We start from the raw sequence: 14542 nt of genomic DNA on the forward strand, positions 1-14542 counted from the left end.
CAATGAACGACTTCCGCGTTGTACCGGATCGGGCTGTATACACGCCGACGCAACGGCATGAGACACGGCCCGACAGGGGATTCTCGATGAACGCTGTCCAAGCGTCCGGGACAACGTCACAGGAAGGGCGGTTTCAGCTCCTCGTCGACGCGGTCACCGACTACGCCATCTACATGCTCGATCCCACCGGCATCATCGCCAGCTGGAATTCGGGGGCCCAGCGATTCAAGGGCTATGTGGAAAGCGAGATCCTCGGCGAGCATTTCTCCCGCTTCTACACGGATGAGGACCGGGCGACCGAGCTGCCCCGGAGGGCGCTCGAAACGGCGGTGCGCGAGGGCAAGTTCGAGGCCGAGGGCTGGCGCGTCCGCAAGGACGGAACGCACTTCTGGGCTCATGTGGTCATCGACCCGATCCGGGACGCCCGCGGCAACCTGCTCGGCTTTGCCAAGATCACCCGCGACCTGAGCGAACGCAAGAAGGCGCAGGACGCCCTGAAGGAGAGCGAGGAGCGCTTCCGCCTGCTCGTTCAGGGCGTGACGGACTACGCCATCTACATGCTCGACCCCACGGGCCACGTCACGAACTGGAATGCCGGAGCCCAGCGCATCAAGGGCTACCAGCCCGACGAGATCCTCGGCCAGCACTTCTCCCGCTTCTACACGCAAGAAGATCTGGCGACCGAGCTGCCCCGGCGGGCGCTCGAAACGGCTGCCCGCGAGGGCAAGTTCGAGGCCGAGGGCTGGCGCATCCGCAAGGACGGAACACGCTTCTGGGCCAGCGTCGTCATCGATCCGATCAACAACGATCAGGGCGAGCTGATCGGCTTTGCCAAGATCACCCGGGACATCACGGAACGGCGCAATGCTCAATTGGCTCTCGAGCAGGCCCAGGCGGCACTCTTCCAGTCCCAGAAGATGGAAGCCGTCGGACAGCTGACAGGCGGCATCGCCCACGATTTCAACAATCTTCTGACGGTGATCGTCAACAATCTGGACCTGCTGACCCGCGGCGCCCGCGATGCCCGCGAGACCAGGCTGATCGAAAGCGCGCAACGCGCGGCCGAGCGCGGCGCGAAGCTTACCCAGCAGCTCCTCGCCTTCTCCCGCCGTCAGCCCCTGCAGCCCAGCCTGCACAACCCGAAAAAGCTCATCGAAGGCTTTGAGGCGGTTCTGCGCCGGGCCTGCGGCGAGATGATCAAGCTTCAGTTTTCCATGCCGACCCGGATCCGATCAGTGAATGTCGACGCGCCCCAATTCGAAGCAGCCCTCCTCAATCTCGTGGTCAACGCCCGCGATGCCATGCCCGAGGGCGGCAAGCTGATGATCACGGTGAACAACGCTGTCCTGAAAGAGCACGAAGCGGTCTCGTCGGGCTTGCGGCCGGGACCTTACGTTTCGATCTCCGTGCGGGACACGGGCCATGGGATGACTCCCGAGGTTGTCTCGCACATCTTCGAGCCGTTCTTCACCACCAAGGAGGTGGGGAAAGGAACGGGCCTGGGGCTCAGCCAAGTCTATGGCTTCGTGAATCAGTCGGGCGGCCATGTCGATGTGAACAGCACACCCGGGGAGGGCACGAAGTTCACCATGCTGCTCCCGGCCCAGGAGGACGGGGAGGATGCGCCTGAGGAGCAGAATGCCGGTGTGGCACGCCCTGCCAAGGAGACGGCCGGAACCGTGCTGATCGTCGAGGACGAACCTGCCGTGCTGGAGGTTGCCAGCGACATTTTCGACAGCCTGGGCTATGACGTGCTGACCGCAAGCGACGCCAACGAGGCCATCGAGGTGCTCGGGCGCGACGTCCATATCGACGTGATGTTCAGCGATGTGGTCATGCCGAACGGCATGAACGGGGTCGAGCTGTCCCGAAAGGCCCGCGAGCTGCGCCCCACCATGAAGATCCTGCTCGCCTCGGGCTATCCCATGTCGGCGCTTCCCTCGGAAGGGTTGGGCGAGGGAATGTCCTTCATCAGCAAGCCCTATCGATGGGCTGAGCTGTCCGACAAGCTTCGGTCGCTCCGGACCGGATCCTGACAACCATTCATCGGCGTGATGGACGGGACCGGCATTATTGATTGGTTTGCAGCGGGGCCTTGCGGCTAGAGTTCCGGCACCATCAGCCTGAGAGCGCCATGTATCAACCGCCCCACTTTCGCGAGGACCGCCTCGAGGTTCAGCATGCCCTCATCCGGACGCATCCGCTCGGTCTTCTCGTCACGCTCGGGAGCACGGGGCTTGTGGCCAATCCCATTCCATTCGTGCTGGACGCCTTAGCGCCTCCTTACGGGACTCTCAAAGCCCATCTCTCCCGCGCCAACCGCCAGTGGCAGGATTTCGACCCTGCCCAGGAAGTCTTGACGGTATTTCAAGGGCCAGAGGCCTACATCACCCCATCCTGGTACGCAGCCAAGCGGGAGCACGGCAAGGTGGTGCCGACCTGGAACTACGCCATCGTGCAGGCCTATGGCCGTATGACAATCATCGACGAACCAGCCTGGCTTCTTCAGCAGATCACCGCAATGACGGAAGATCAGGAAACGGCACGGCCGGAGCCCTGGGCCGTGGGCGACGCGCCAGAAGCCTTCGTGGCGGCGCAACTCAAGGGTATCGTCGGCATCGAGATCGAGATCACTCGGATCGAGGCCAAGTGGAAGGTGAGCCAGAACAGATCCGATGCCGACCGGCTGGGCGTGACTGCAGGATTGCGGGCTCGGCAGGATGAGGCTTCGCAACAGATGGCCGAACTGGTCGAGACGCGAGGCGCGCCGCGCGGCAGCTGATAGGCTTATGGTGTCCTTCTGGACGGGGCAGCCCATCCAGGATCGTTGGACGAGTAGAGCGCGGGCTCCCAACCTGCGCAAGAATAAGCTCATCCCAAGCGGGCCGAGATGAGCGAAGCGGACAGATCCAGCGCCACCCTTGTCCGGCAGTTCCGGGCCGGCTCGCACCGTCTGGCCCGGCAGTTCCTGTCAGCAATCTTGCCTCACCCTCTTCCTGTCGGTTCAGAGGCCCGCTACACCTGGGCCATGACCGACGGACTGATCCTTCATCCCGACCACAAGACCCGCTGCTGGTGGCCCGGCACCGACCCGTTCTATGTCGCCTATCACGACACCGAATGGGGCGTGCCCGAGCGCGACGACCGCGCCCTCCTCGAAAAGCTCATTCTCGACGGCTTCCAGGCGGGCCTTTCCTGGATCACGATCCTGCGCAAGCGCGAGAATTTCAGGCGGGCCTTTGCCGGGTTCGATCCCGCCGTGATCGCCCGGTTCGACCAGGCTCAGGTGGAGGCGCTGATGCTCGATCCCGGCATCGTGCGCAACCGCGCCAAGATCGAGGCGACGGTGGCCGGCGCCCGCGCCTGGTTGGAAATCCAGGAGCGGGGCGGCTTCTCGCGCTTCCTGTGGGATTTCGTCGACGGCCGGCCGGTGCAGACCAATGCCCGCTCCCGTGGCGACGTGCCGACGGAAACCGAGGTGTCCCGGCGGATCTCGAAGGCGCTCAAGGCGGAAGGCTTCAATTTCGTCGGCCCCACTATCGTTTATGCCTTCATGGAGGCGGTGGGCATGGTGAACGATCACCTGACAGGCTGCTACCGCCATGCGGAATGCGCGGCGCTCGCCGAGACGGCCTGATGGCGAAGGCACCCCGCGTCTGGCAGCGGATGCTCTCCGGCCGCCGGCTCAACTTGCTTGACCCCTCGCCCCTCGACGTGGAGCTCGACGATATCGCTCATGGGCTCGCCCGCGTCGCCCGCTGGAACGGGCAGACGGAGGGCGCGCATATCTTCTCCGTGGCTCAGCACAGCCTGCTCGTGGAGGCGATCGCAGACCACCTCAATCCCGGCATGTCCCGCGATTGGCGCCTTGCCGTGCTGCTGCACGACGCGCCTGAATACGTGATCGGCGACATCATCTCGCCCTTCAAGGCAGTGATCGGCGATGCCTACAAGGCGATCGAGGCGGGCCTGCTTGCGGCCATTCATCTCCATTTCGGCCTGCCCGCCCAGCCTGCGGCGGCGCTGAAGCGGTGCATCAAGCAGGCTGACCGGCAGGCGGCCTTCCTCGAGGCCACCCAGCTTGCCGGCTTTGCCCGGGAGGAAGCCGTCAGGTTTTTCGGGCGGCCGGAGCCCCTGCCCCGCACGGTGCATGCCCTTCTCGAGCCCTGGCCCGTCGCGCAGGCGCAGGAGCGCTATCGGGGCAAAGTCATGGCCGTGACGGCAGCATCTTCATCATAGGCTTACCCGAATCGGATAGGCTGATCGGCCCCAACGAGACAAAACGATGCCGACCCTGCACGTCTGCCCCCTCTCCCGCCTGCACGATACCGTGGCCGAGACCCGCGCCAGCCACCTGGTGACGCTCATGGGCAAGGACGCCGAGGTCCAAAGGCCCGCGAGCATTGCAGCGGAGCGCCACCTCGTCATTGGGGTCAGCGATATCGTAGAGCCCTTGGAGGGGTATGTTCTGCCCGGCGCGGAGCACATCGAGAGCCTTCTGGCCTTTGCTCGCGCCTGGGATCGCGAAAGCCCCCTCGTCCTCCATTGCTGGGCCGGCATCAGCCGCTCGACGGCGGCCGCCTACATCGTCGCCTGCGCCCTGGCGCCGGAGCGGGACGAGGCCGCCATCGCCTTTGCCTTGCGGGAGGCGGCCCCCAGCGCCACCCCGAATGCCCGCTTCATCGCACTTGCCGACGAACTCCTGAACCGGCGCGGCCGCATGGTCGATGCAATCCGGCGCATCGGACGCGGCGCCGAGGCCCCGGAGGGCACGCCTTTCACCCTGCGCCTGGCGTGAAGCGCGGCAACGCTGCACCGGAGCCCGAACTTGCCACGGCGCTCCACAATCCTCATAAGACCCAAACGACCCGAGGGGACTGCCGCATGACCGACACCACATCCATCAAGACTCTCCCCTTCGAGAAGGCCCTGGCCGAACTGGAGGAAATCGTGCGGCGCCTCGAGCGCGGCGATGTGCCCCTGGAAGACTCGATTGCGATCTACGAGCGCGGCGAGGCGCTGAAGAAGCACTGCGAGCAGCTGCTCAAGAAGGCCGAGGCCCGAATCGAGAAGATCACCATCGGGCCCGATGGCGCAGCCTCCGGCACCGCTCCGCTCGACGTCGACGGGTAGAGCGCGCCCCGCTTACGCGCCTTCAGCCCGTTCAAGGGCGACATCGACCTCCCGCAGGATCTGATCGGGATCGATGGCAAAGGCCTGCTTTTGTCCCTCCGGCTCGCCGATGACGGGCTCGTAATCGGCCCCCACTTCGGCTGCCCAATGCAGGCCGGTGCTCTTGCGCGCGTTCTGGGCCATCAGCTCGATAAGGAGCGGCTGGCGCCGGGCCCACAGGATGTTGGCAACGCCCGCCCCATGAACCGCCATGGCGACCTTGGCCTCGCCGAACCAGTGGATCTGTTCGTGGTGGTTTGCCCAGGACGCCTGAACGATCCTGAAGTCGCGCTTGCGCAGCCCCTCGATCAGGGCCGCCTCGCCTGCGACCTGGCGCAGGCGGGTATTGCCGCGGGTCAGATAGATCCGGGCTGCGGCCTCAGGCAGCTGGCGCTCCGCATAGGCAGCCTGAAAGACCGAACGAGCATAGTCCACCGCCTCCGGCGTCGCGAAGATGCGCTCGACGTTGCAGCAGTGGCTACGGGCATAAAGGTAAGCATCGGTTCGCACGCGTTCCCAAGGAGCAAGCCGCAGGTGGCTCACGGGAACGCCGATCCGGCGCAAGCCATCGATGAAACCCGACACCATCGGGTTGACGGACCGCGCCGTCACGATGGTCAGGGTCTCGCCGGAAGCAAGGGCGCCCCGGTGCAGCGCATAGCAGAGAGGCATCAGCACATCGGTGAGCAGATGCCCGTAATGTGAATAAGGCGGGATGGCCGCGACCGGCCCGTCCACATGCCGCGTCCGGAAGGCTGCAGGTGCAGGGAAGGCGAAATTCCAGTTGCTGTCGGCGGTCATGTCGAAGGCGAGCTGCCGCCCGGTCGACGCATCCACGGGGGTGATCGTGTGGCCGGGGATCAGCACGTCGGCGACCACCGCGATCACCCGATGGGCCGTGTCCGGATCCGTGAACCGGCAGGCGGGGTTCATCACGTCGACGTTGTGCTCAGCGACGAAGGCGCGCTGGCGGCTGTATCGCTCCTGCTTCAGGCAGAAGGCATGGACGCTGTGTTCCCGAAGGCTCACCTCGGCGCTGTCGGGCCAACCGAAATCGGGGAAGAACGACACGGCTTTCCGGAGCGCCGGGTGGGCGCTCGTCAGCCCTTTCATGGTGCGGAATGCGATGGGCTTGAGGTTGAACCTCCGGTGGAGAGCCGAGTGGTGCCGCGCCATCTTGATCCGTCACATGCGCTGAAGGCTGTCGGGGGAGGAAGCCACAGAGGCTAGGCGGTGGTCTGCTGCAGGCGACGGCTCCCCCCTCGCCGAGACGAAGAAGATGGGAAACCACATGAAGAGATAATGCGTGTTGAAGAACGCGAAGGGATTCGACAGGTCCGCACCCATGTAGCCGAAGGAAAAGATCAGGGACGCAAGCCCGAAGAAGCGCAAAGCGACATCCTGCCGGCCGCGAGCCAGATTTCCGGCGTAGAATGCGACCATGAGCCCGAATGCCGCAAGACCCACCAGCCCGAAATACATGGCCGTGCCGAGAAGGCCGTTATGGGCATGGCTCATCCATTCCTTTGAAAACCGGAAGCTCGGACCGCTTCCCAGGACCGGATGAAGAGCAATCTGCTCCACGACCCAGTCCCATATTTCGTTGCGGTACGATGGGCGGCACCAGGCATTTCCGAAGCTGCAGATCAGCGCCTTGAGGGGTTCCTCGAACAGGATGAGCCCCGCAACCACTAGCCAAGCTCCCACGCAGGCGGCGAGCACCGCGAACGCCCCCCGTCGATTGAGCCAGAAGGCCGATGGCAGCGCCAGGCAGAGCGCAATGAGCGGAGCACGGCTCTGCGTCCACACCAGGGCTGCCACCATGGGAAGCGCCAAGGCCATGGCAAGAGCCAGCTCCTTGCCGCGCCTGATGCCCTGCTCGCGCCACAGAGCCGCCGCCGCGATAAGCGCGACCGCAAGGCCGCCGGCTCCTGGGATCGGGTTTCCTGCCCGGCCCAGCGGGATGAGCCTTTCCATGAGATGAGGCGCTGTCAGAACGTGGACGACAATGGACAGAACGGCGTTTGCGGCTCCGAGGACGGCAATCGTCCAGAGAACCTGCTTCGTGCTCAAAACCCTGGCAACCTCGGCCGCAAACAGGGAAAACGCTCCGAGCAGGGCTATGTTCAGGAAGTCGGATGCCTGATAGCTCGTCTGTCCCAGGGTCGCTCCCAAGGCCAGCCACACCGTCAGGAACGCCAAAAAGAGCCACAGCCAGGGCGTTCGCCTGATCGCCTCCGCCGCAGCCCCGCTCCGGATCGCCAGGAGCGCCCCTGCCACGATGGGCGAGACGATCAGGCCGGGAGCTTTTCCGCCCTTGGCGAAGAAGACCGCAATCACGAAGAGGACAAAGGCCGCCATGCCCATGGCCGCAAGACGGCCATGATCTGCGAGTTGCTTTCGCAGCAGGACGACAGCATATGTCAGTCGGGAGGTGGTAGACGTCATCGGAGCCGGCAGACCTTGTCCCGACGCAGGGTTTGGAACATTATTTCTGGAATTCGGGCCGTCTAACACTTTAGAACCACTCTTTCAACCTTGCTCCATCCTATCCGCAGGATTCGAAGCAAGGGAGAACTTTGCATTCTGGTGATCACGTGAACGCAGCAAACACTCCTCTCCTGGATGCCATCCAGACCCCGGAAGATCTCCGCGGGTTGCCCGAGGGTCAGCTCAGGCAGGTGGCGGATGAGTTGCGCACCGAGACGATCAGCGCCGTCTCCGTCACCGGTGGACATCTTGGCGCAGGCTTGGGCGTGGTCGAGCTGACGGTGGCGCTTCACTACGTGTTCGACACTCCCCGCGACCGGCTGATCTGGGATGTGGGCCACCAGGCCTATCCGCACAAGATCCTCACGGGCCGGCGAGACCGGATCCGCACCTTGCGTCAGGGGAACGGGCTCTCGGGTTTCACCAAGCGGCAGGAGAGCGAGTACGATCCCTTCGGGGCTGCCCACTCGTCCACCTCCATCTCGGCCGGGCTCGGCATGGCGGTGGCGCGGGATCTCGAGGGCAGGAAGAACAACGTGATCGCCGTGATCGGCGACGGCGCCATGTCGGCTGGCATGGCTTATGAGGCCATGAACAACGCGGGCGCCATGCATTCGCGCCTCATCGTCATCCTCAACGACAACGACATGTCGATTGCGCCGCCAACCGGCGCCATGTCGTCCTATCTGGCCCGACTCGTTTCGGGCGGCACCTACCGGGGCCTGCGCGAAACGGCCAAGCAATTGGCCAGGAGGCTGCCGAAGTTCTTCTACGACAAGGCCGCCAAGGCCGAGGAGTTCGCCCGCGGCTTCTGGACCGGCGGCACCATGTTCGAGGAGCTGGGCTTCTACTATGTAGGCCCCATCGACGGCCACAACCTGGACCACCTCCTGCCGATCCTGAAGAACGTCAGGGACTCCGAAACCGGCCCGATCCTGGTTCATGTGGTCACCAAGAAGGGCAAGGGCTACGCCCCTGCGGAGGAAGCCGCCGACAAGTATCACGGCGTCGTCACATTCGATGTGGTCACCGGCGCTCAGACCAAGGCGAAGGCCAACGCTCCCTCCTACACCAAGGTGTTCGGGGAGAGCCTGATCAAGGAGGCCGCCAAGGACGACAAGATCGTCGCCATCACGGCGGCCATGCCGTCCGGCACGGGCATCGACCAGTTCAGCAAGGAATTCCCCGCCCGCACCTTCGATGTGGGCATCGCCGAGCAGCATGCGGTCACCTTCGCGGCGGGCATGGCGACCGAGGGCTACAAGCCGTTCTGCGCCATCTACTCCACCTTCATGCAGCGCGCCTACGACCAGATCGTCCATGACGTGGCGATCCAGAACCTGCCCGTGCGCTTCGCCCTCGACCGGGCGGGCCTCGTCGGAGCGGACGGGCCGACCCATGCGGGCTCCTTCGATGTGGCCTATCTCGGCTGCCTGCCCAACATGGTGGTCATGGCCGCCGCCGATGAAGCCGAGCTTGTCCACATGGTGGCCACCGCCGCCGCTTACGACGCCGGCCCCATCGCCTTCCGCTACCCGCGCGGGGAAGGCGTAGGCGTGGACATGCCCGAGCAGGGCGTGCCGCTTGCCATCGGCAAGGGCCGGATCGTCAAGGAAGGCAGCCGGATCGCGATCCTCTCCCTCGGCACCCGCCTGTCCGAGGCCCTGAAGGCGGCCGAGGAGCTGGAGGCGCGCGGCCTTTCCACCACCGTCGCGGATGCCCGCTTCGCCAAGCCCCTCGACGAGGATCTGATCCTGGGTCTTGCCCGCGACCACGAGGTTCTCGTCACCATCGAGGAAGGCTCCATCGGTGGCTTCGGGTCCTACGTGCTGCAGCTTCTCGCCGACAAGGGAGCGCTCGACCGGGGCACCCTCAAGGTCCGCACCATGGTTCTGCCCGACATCTATCAGGATCACGACAAGCCGGAGCGCATGTACGCCAAGGCCGGCCTCGACGCGGCAGGCATCGTCACCAAGGTGTTCGAGACACTCGGTGAGGGGGAGAGCCGGAAGGTAAGGGCTTAACAGCACCACCGCTGTGATTCCGGGACCGCTCAGCGGAGCCCGGAACCCATAACCGCTAACGGTACAGAAAGAAGCGGGGCGCTACCTACCCTTGCTGAAACCTCGTGTTTATGGATTCCGGGCTCGACTCTAAAGAGCCGCCCCGGAATGGCAGTGATGCCTAAATCGTCAGCGTCCCGGCTTTCGCGGCGACGTAGCGCTCACCGATCCGATCCCAGTCGAGCACGTTCCACCACGCCTTCAGGTAATCGGCGCGGCGGTTCTGGTATTTGAGGTAGTAGGCGTGCTCCCACACGTCGTTGCCCATCAGGACCCGCTGCCCGTCCATGAGAGGCGTATCCTGGTTGGGCTTGTTTACCAGACTGAGCTTGCCCTCACGGGTGACCGTCACGAAAACCCAGCCTGACCCGAACTGGCGCGTACCGGCGGCGTTGAAGTCCTCCTGGAACTTCGCAAAACCTCCGAGATCCCGGTCGATGGCGCTTTTCAGCTCAGCCGTCGGCTCTCCCCCCGATCCGCCCATGATCTGCCAGAACATGGTGTGGTTGGCATGCCCTCCTCCGTTATTGCGAACGGCGGTGCGGATCGATTCGGGCAGGTCGCCGATCTTCGCCAGCATCTCGTGCAGGGGCATCCTGGCAAGCTCGGCGTTCTGGCCCACCGCCGCGTTCAGGTTGTTGACATAGGCCGCATGATGCTTGCCATGGTGCAGCTCCATGGTCTGAGCATCGATATGCGGCTCGTTCTTGGACGGCGCATAGGGCAAGGGATCGAGCTTGAAGGGACCCGAGGGGGCTTGCGCCCAGACGCGGGGAATGGCAGCGCTGGCAGCGAGCAAGGTCGCGCCTGTCAGAAGGTTTCGGCGGCTGATCATGGGATCTCCCTTGGCCTGACGGACTTATGAACGGAGATGTTTCCGGGGCAATCTTGGTTCCGGTTCATGAAAGGATCGTGAACTCACATGGACTTGAGGCTTCGATGACCCGCAAACGCGCCGATGTGGTTCTCGTCGAGCGCGGCTTCTTCGCAAGCCGCGCCCGGGCGCAGGAGGCGATTGCGGCGGGCCTCGTTACCGTGAACGGCGCCGCCATCCGCAAAGCCTCCGACGGCGTCGCGGCGGACGCGGCCATCACCGCCGAACAGCCCCACCCCTACGTGTCCCGCGGCGGGGTGAAGCTGGCCGCGGCCCTCGATGCGTTCCGCATCGACCCGAAAGGCAGGATCTGCCTCGATATCGGAGCCTCCACCGGGGGTTTCACGGAAGTGCTGCTCATGCGCGGTGCGGCCCATGTTTATGCGGTCGACGTCGGGCACGGCCAACTGCATCCGAAGGTCGCCGGCGATCCGCGGGTCACCAATCTCGAGGGCACGGATGCGCGCTCGGTGAACGGGGAACTCATTCCTCAGGCAGCCGACCTGCTCGTGTCGGACGTGAGCTTCATTTCACTCAAACTGGTCCTTCCCGCCACTGTCGCCCTGTTGCGGCCTCCCGCCGAACTCGCCGTTCTCGTGAAACCGCAGTTCGAGGCCGGCCGCGATCACGTGAAGAAGGGCATCGTACGGGATGAGGCCGTGCATCGCGCCGTATGCGAGACCATGACGGCTTTCGTGGCCTCGCTCGGTTTTGAAATCATCGGGCTCGTTCCCTCGCCCATCGAGGGTGGGGACGGCAACCGGGAATTTTTGTTGGGAGCCCGCCGTGGCTGAACAGGTAACGATCAAGCGCCTCGGCGCAAAGGCCGACGGGGTTGCGGAGGGGGCGTCCGGCCCTGTCTTCGTGCCCAAGGTTCTGCCGGGCGAGACAGTGACGATCGAACGCGACGGAGCCCATGCGCGCCTCGTCAGCGTCGATACGGCCTCGCCCGAGCGCGAGACGCCGTTCTGCCCCTATTTCGACGCGTGCGGCGGCTGCGCGACGCAGCACATGAAGCATGGCTTCTATCAGGCCTGGAAGCAGGAGACGCTCGTCCATACCCTGCGCCAGGCGCGGATCGAAGCGCCCATAGATCCCCTGATCGACGCCCACGGGGACGGTCGCCGGCGCGTGACCCTGCATGTGCGCTTTCCCGACCGGGCCATGCATGTGGGCTACATGGAGGCGCGCAGCCACCAGATTGTCGAGATCGCCTTCTGCCCCATCGCGGAGACCACCCTGAAGGAGCAGGCGCCAGGCATCGCGCGCGCCATCGGCGAGCATCTCAAAGGCGCCCGCAAGCCCCTCGACATCCAGATCACCACAACGCAGACCGGCTTCGACGTGGACGTGCGCGGACATGGCCCCTTGAAGGACAAGGACTGCCTGAGCCTGATCGATCTTGCCGCCCGTCTCGATCTTTCCCGCCTGTCGATTCATGGAGACGTGATCGTGGAACGGCGGCCTCCCGCCATTCTCATGGGCCGGGCCGCCGTAGTCCCGCCCGCAGGCTCGTTCCTGCAGGCGACGCGGCTCGGGGAGGAGACGCTCGCCGGTCTCGTGACCGAAGCCTGCGAACGCTCCAAGCGCGTGGCCGATCTGTTTGCCGGGTCAGGCCCCTTCTCCTTACGCCTTGCGGCAAAATCCGAAGTTCATGCGGTCGAGTACGATCAAGGCTCGATGGCTGCGCTCGACAAGGCCTTCCGCGCGACGCCGGGCCTGCGGCGCATCTCGACCGAAGCCCGCGACCTCTTCCGGCGTCCGCTTCTCACGCCAGAACTCAACGCTTTCGACGCCGTGGTGCTCGATCCGCCCCGCGCGGGCGCGGAAGCGCAGGTCAAGCAGTTGGCGCTCTCAAAGGTCCCGCTCGTGGTCAGCGTCTCCTGCGACGCTGCTACATTCGCCCGCGATGCGGCGATCCTGATCGGCAGCGGCTACCGCCTGGAGCGCGTGGTTCCGGTCGATCAGTTCAAGCACTCGCCGCACCTGGAAGTCGTGGGCATCCTGCGAAAGGACGTGGTGAAGAAGCGGCGGTAAGCCGAGCCGGGATGATGCCTGCAGACGGTCAGAACAATCGCCCCTGCTCGTCCTCGTCGCTCGACAAGGGCTTCTTCGCCTTGGGCTTCGATTCCCGCACCGGCGCGGATTCCGGCTCAGCCAGCGGCTCGAGCAAACCGGGATCGTCGTTCTCCACCTTGTTCACGCGGCTCGACACAGGCACCACGTCGAGCCAATCGTCCGGGCATGGCCGCACGAGGCGCGTGACATCGGCCCGCTCGTCCCGCACGTCGAGCCATGCCGCGATGTCGTCGGGCGAGAGGATCACCGGCATCCGGTCATGCACGCCGGAGAGCGCGCCGTTGGCGTCCGTGGTGACGATGGCGGCGGTGTCGATCTCCCCTCCGTCCGGACTGCTGTAGGTTTCCCACAAGCCTGCCAGCGGCATGGGACCGCGATGGCGCGGACGGATCAGGAACGGCGTCTTCTCGCGCCCATGGCGCTGCCACTCGTAGAAGCCGTCAGCCAGGAAGATGCAGCGGCGGCGCTTCAAGGCATTCCTGAAGGTGGGCTTCGTTTCCAGGGTTTCGCCGCGGGCGTTGATGACGAGTGGGAAGTCCTTCGGGTCCTTCACCCAGGACGGCAGGAAGCCCCAGCGCACGAGCATGAAGTGCCGCTCGTCCTTGTCCTGCAGCACGATGGGCACAGGCTGCGTCGGAGCCACGTTGTAGCGGGGAGGAAAGTTAGGCTGCTCGGAGTAGCCGTAGAACTCCCGATAGGTCTCTGGAGGCAGCGTGATCGCATAGCGCCCGCACATGGATGTCTCCTATAGCCAACGTTTCCATCGGAAGTACAGATAGGGCAACGCGGCAGCGAGGATCATGAGGGTGATGGCCCAGGGATAACCCAGATCCCACTCGAGTTCCGGCATGAACTTGAAGTTCATGCCGTAGAGCGATGAGACCAGGGTCGGCGGCAGGAAGATCACCGACATGACCGAGAAGATCTTGATGATGTCGTTCTGCTCGATCGTCACGAGGCCGAGGGTGGCGTCGAGCAGGAACTGGATCTTGTTGGACAGGAAGGTGGCGTGCTCCTCGATGGACTGCACGTCGCGCAGGGCCGTGCGCCACTCCGACTGGTAGCCTGCCGTCTTCTGCGGCCGCGGCATGCTGGCCGAAAGGAACAGCAGCATGCGCTCCACCGACACCATGCTCTCGCGCACGTTGGAGATGATGTCGCCCTTGCGGCCGATGGATTTGAGCGCAGCCCGGAAGGACGCGGCGCGGCGCGCACCCTGCTTCTCGTTGTCGAAAATCGATTGCGACAGGCGGTCGATGCGGCCGCCCACCGTGCCCAGGATCTCGGCGGCGCGATCGATGATCGTCTCAATGAGGCCGTCGAGCACCGCCTCCGGCTGGTGCCGGCACCCGCCCGGCTTCACGGCGCGGGACATGAACATGCTGAAGGAGCGCGGCTCCCCATAGCGCACGGTCACGAGCGCTCGCTCTGTCAGGATGAACGAAACGTCGATGAGCTTGGGGGTATCCGACTCCGAGCTGCAGAGGACGCGCACCGTCATGTAACGCGCGTTGTTCTCATGGTAGAGGATCTCGGAGGGCTCGATATCCGCCATCTCCTCCCTGGTGGGGATCTCGATGTTCAGATGCACCTCGACGAGCCGGTCCTCCTCCCGGGTCGGCTCGATCATGTCGATCCACAGGGCATCGTCCGGAATCGGTGCTCCGGGCGGCAGAACATGACGGTCCAGGGACTGTCCCAGCGGTCCTGTTGCCTGCGCCGGCCTGTGGATCAAAATCATGCGTGTTCCTGCCCCTCAAGAATATTGGCTTTGACCAGATTGGCTTGAACCAAGCGGCCCTTGTCATGCCCGGCCGGAGCGTAGCGAAGGGGACGGGGATCCACAATCGGTCCGGGTTCTCAA

Annotated in this window: 14 protein-coding genes; 9 read left to right on the top strand and 5 right to left on the bottom strand. The window is 64.6% G+C overall.

Features of this window, described 5'->3' with window-relative positions; translation table 11 throughout:
* Window positions 1-86: 86 nt before the first annotated feature.
* From JKG68_RS08190 to JKG68_RS08215, 6 genes are all read left to right on the top strand, one after another.
* The gene (locus tag JKG68_RS08190) at window positions 87-2036 is read left to right on the top strand and encodes a hybrid sensor histidine kinase/response regulator (RefSeq protein WP_202057923.1); all 1950 of its coding nucleotides are present in this window, start codon (window positions 87-89) and stop codon (window positions 2034-2036) included.
* A 98-nt stretch (window positions 2037-2134) separates the two neighbouring features.
* Complete coding sequence (locus JKG68_RS08195; RefSeq protein WP_202057925.1) at window positions 2135-2782, top strand: FMN-binding negative transcriptional regulator; 648 nt, start codon at window positions 2135-2137, stop codon at window positions 2780-2782.
* Window positions 2783-3028: 246 nt separating this feature from the next.
* Window positions 3029-3637, top strand: coding sequence for a DNA-3-methyladenine glycosylase I (locus JKG68_RS08200; protein WP_202058290.1), 609 nt, complete (start codon window positions 3029-3031; stop codon window positions 3635-3637).
* Window positions 3637-4239: a YfbR-like 5'-deoxynucleotidase gene (locus tag JKG68_RS08205; RefSeq protein WP_202057927.1), complete on the top strand. Its 603-nt coding sequence runs from the start codon at window positions 3637-3639 to the stop codon at window positions 4237-4239. The genes JKG68_RS08200 and JKG68_RS08205 overlap by 1 nt, the downstream gene beginning before the upstream one ends.
* A 46-nt stretch (window positions 4240-4285) precedes the next feature.
* Entirely contained in the window at window positions 4286-4798 is a 513-nt protein-coding gene (locus tag JKG68_RS08210) for a tyrosine phosphatase family protein (protein ID WP_202057929.1), read from the top strand.
* Window positions 4799-4884: 86 nt separating this feature from the next.
* Window positions 4885-5133: an exodeoxyribonuclease VII small subunit gene (locus JKG68_RS08215; RefSeq protein WP_202057932.1), complete on the top strand. Its 249-nt coding sequence runs from the start codon at window positions 4885-4887 to the stop codon at window positions 5131-5133.
* 12 nt (window positions 5134-5145) lie between these two features.
* Here the strand turns inward: JKG68_RS08215 and JKG68_RS08220 are convergent, their stop codons facing one another.
* Together JKG68_RS08220 and JKG68_RS08225 are read right to left on the bottom strand one after the other, a co-directional pair.
* A complete protein-coding gene (locus JKG68_RS08220) occupies window positions 5146-6348 on the bottom strand; it encodes a glycosyltransferase family 61 protein (RefSeq protein WP_202057934.1) in 1203 nt (400 codons plus the stop codon).
* 9 nt (window positions 6349-6357) lie between these two features.
* On the bottom strand, window positions 6358-7620 hold the full coding sequence (locus JKG68_RS08225) for an O-antigen ligase family protein (protein ID WP_202057937.1): 1263 nt from the start codon (window positions 7618-7620) through the stop codon (window positions 6358-6360).
* 149 nt (window positions 7621-7769) lie between these two features.
* Here JKG68_RS08225 and dxs point away from each other — a divergent pair, with 149 nt between their 5' ends.
* Window positions 7770-9686 (top strand): 1-deoxy-D-xylulose-5-phosphate synthase, encoded by a 1917-nt coding sequence (dxs, locus tag JKG68_RS08230; protein ID WP_202057943.1) that lies wholly within the window; start codon window positions 7770-7772, stop codon window positions 9684-9686.
* Window positions 9687-9846: 160 nt separating this feature from the next.
* On the opposite strand, the gene JKG68_RS08235 is transcribed toward dxs, so the two are convergent.
* Window positions 9847-10560 (bottom strand): superoxide dismutase, encoded by a 714-nt coding sequence (locus JKG68_RS08235; RefSeq protein ID WP_202057947.1) that lies wholly within the window; start codon window positions 10558-10560, stop codon window positions 9847-9849.
* 104 nt (window positions 10561-10664) lie between these two features.
* Between JKG68_RS08235 and JKG68_RS08240 the strand changes: the two genes are divergently transcribed.
* Both JKG68_RS08240 and JKG68_RS08245 read left to right on the top strand, forming a co-directional pair.
* A complete protein-coding gene (locus JKG68_RS08240; protein WP_202057949.1) occupies window positions 10665-11393 on the top strand; it encodes a TlyA family RNA methyltransferase in 729 nt (242 codons plus the stop codon).
* On the top strand, window positions 11386-12636 hold the full coding sequence (locus JKG68_RS08245) for a class I SAM-dependent RNA methyltransferase (RefSeq protein ID WP_202057952.1): 1251 nt from the start codon (window positions 11386-11388) through the stop codon (window positions 12634-12636). The genes JKG68_RS08240 and JKG68_RS08245 overlap by 8 nt, the downstream gene beginning before the upstream one ends.
* Before the next feature lie 28 nt (window positions 12637-12664).
* On the opposite strand, the gene JKG68_RS08250 is transcribed toward JKG68_RS08245, so the two are convergent.
* Window positions 12665-13414 (bottom strand): SOS response-associated peptidase, encoded by a 750-nt coding sequence (locus JKG68_RS08250; protein WP_202057954.1) that lies wholly within the window; start codon window positions 13412-13414, stop codon window positions 12665-12667.
* Between the two features lie 9 nt (window positions 13415-13423).
* Complete coding sequence (locus JKG68_RS08255; protein ID WP_202057957.1) at window positions 13424-14419, bottom strand: magnesium transporter CorA family protein; 996 nt, start codon at window positions 14417-14419, stop codon at window positions 13424-13426.
* Window positions 14420-14542 lie beyond the last annotated feature (123 nt).

Source organism: Microvirga aerilata, from assembly GCF_016743775.1.
Lineage (GTDB): Bacteria > Pseudomonadota > Alphaproteobacteria > Rhizobiales > Beijerinckiaceae > Microvirga > Microvirga aerilata.

Bases quoted from the DNA above. Each gene is read 5' to 3' on its own strand.
- JKG68_RS08190 (WP_202057923.1), top strand. From the start codon at position 87: ATGAACGCTGTCCAAGCGTCCGGGACAACGTCACAGGAAGGGCGGTTT.
- JKG68_RS08195 (WP_202057925.1), top strand. From the start codon at position 2,135: ATGTATCAACCGCCCCACTTTCGCGAGGACCGCCTCGAGGTTCAGCAT.
- JKG68_RS08200 (WP_202058290.1), top strand. From the start codon at position 3,029: ATGACCGACGGACTGATCCTTCATCCCGACCACAAGACCCGCTGCTGG.
- JKG68_RS08205 (WP_202057927.1), top strand. From the start codon at position 3,637: ATGGCGAAGGCACCCCGCGTCTGGCAGCGGATGCTCTCCGGCCGCCGG.
- JKG68_RS08210 (WP_202057929.1), top strand. From the start codon at position 4,286: ATGCCGACCCTGCACGTCTGCCCCCTCTCCCGCCTGCACGATACCGTG.
- JKG68_RS08215 (WP_202057932.1), top strand. From the start codon at position 4,885: ATGACCGACACCACATCCATCAAGACTCTCCCCTTCGAGAAGGCCCTG.
- JKG68_RS08220 (WP_202057934.1), bottom strand. From the start codon at position 6,348: ATGGCGCGGCACCACTCGGCTCTCCACCGGAGGTTCAACCTCAAGCCC.
- JKG68_RS08225 (WP_202057937.1), bottom strand. From the start codon at position 7,620: ATGACGTCTACCACCTCCCGACTGACATATGCTGTCGTCCTGCTGCGA.
- JKG68_RS08235 (WP_202057947.1), bottom strand. From the start codon at position 10,560: ATGATCAGCCGCCGAAACCTTCTGACAGGCGCGACCTTGCTCGCTGCC.
- JKG68_RS08240 (WP_202057949.1), top strand. From the start codon at position 10,665: ATGACCCGCAAACGCGCCGATGTGGTTCTCGTCGAGCGCGGCTTCTTC.
- JKG68_RS08250 (WP_202057954.1), bottom strand. From the start codon at position 13,414: ATGTGCGGGCGCTATGCGATCACGCTGCCTCCAGAGACCTATCGGGAG.
- JKG68_RS08255 (WP_202057957.1), bottom strand. From the start codon at position 14,419: ATGATTTTGATCCACAGGCCGGCGCAGGCAACAGGACCGCTGGGACAG.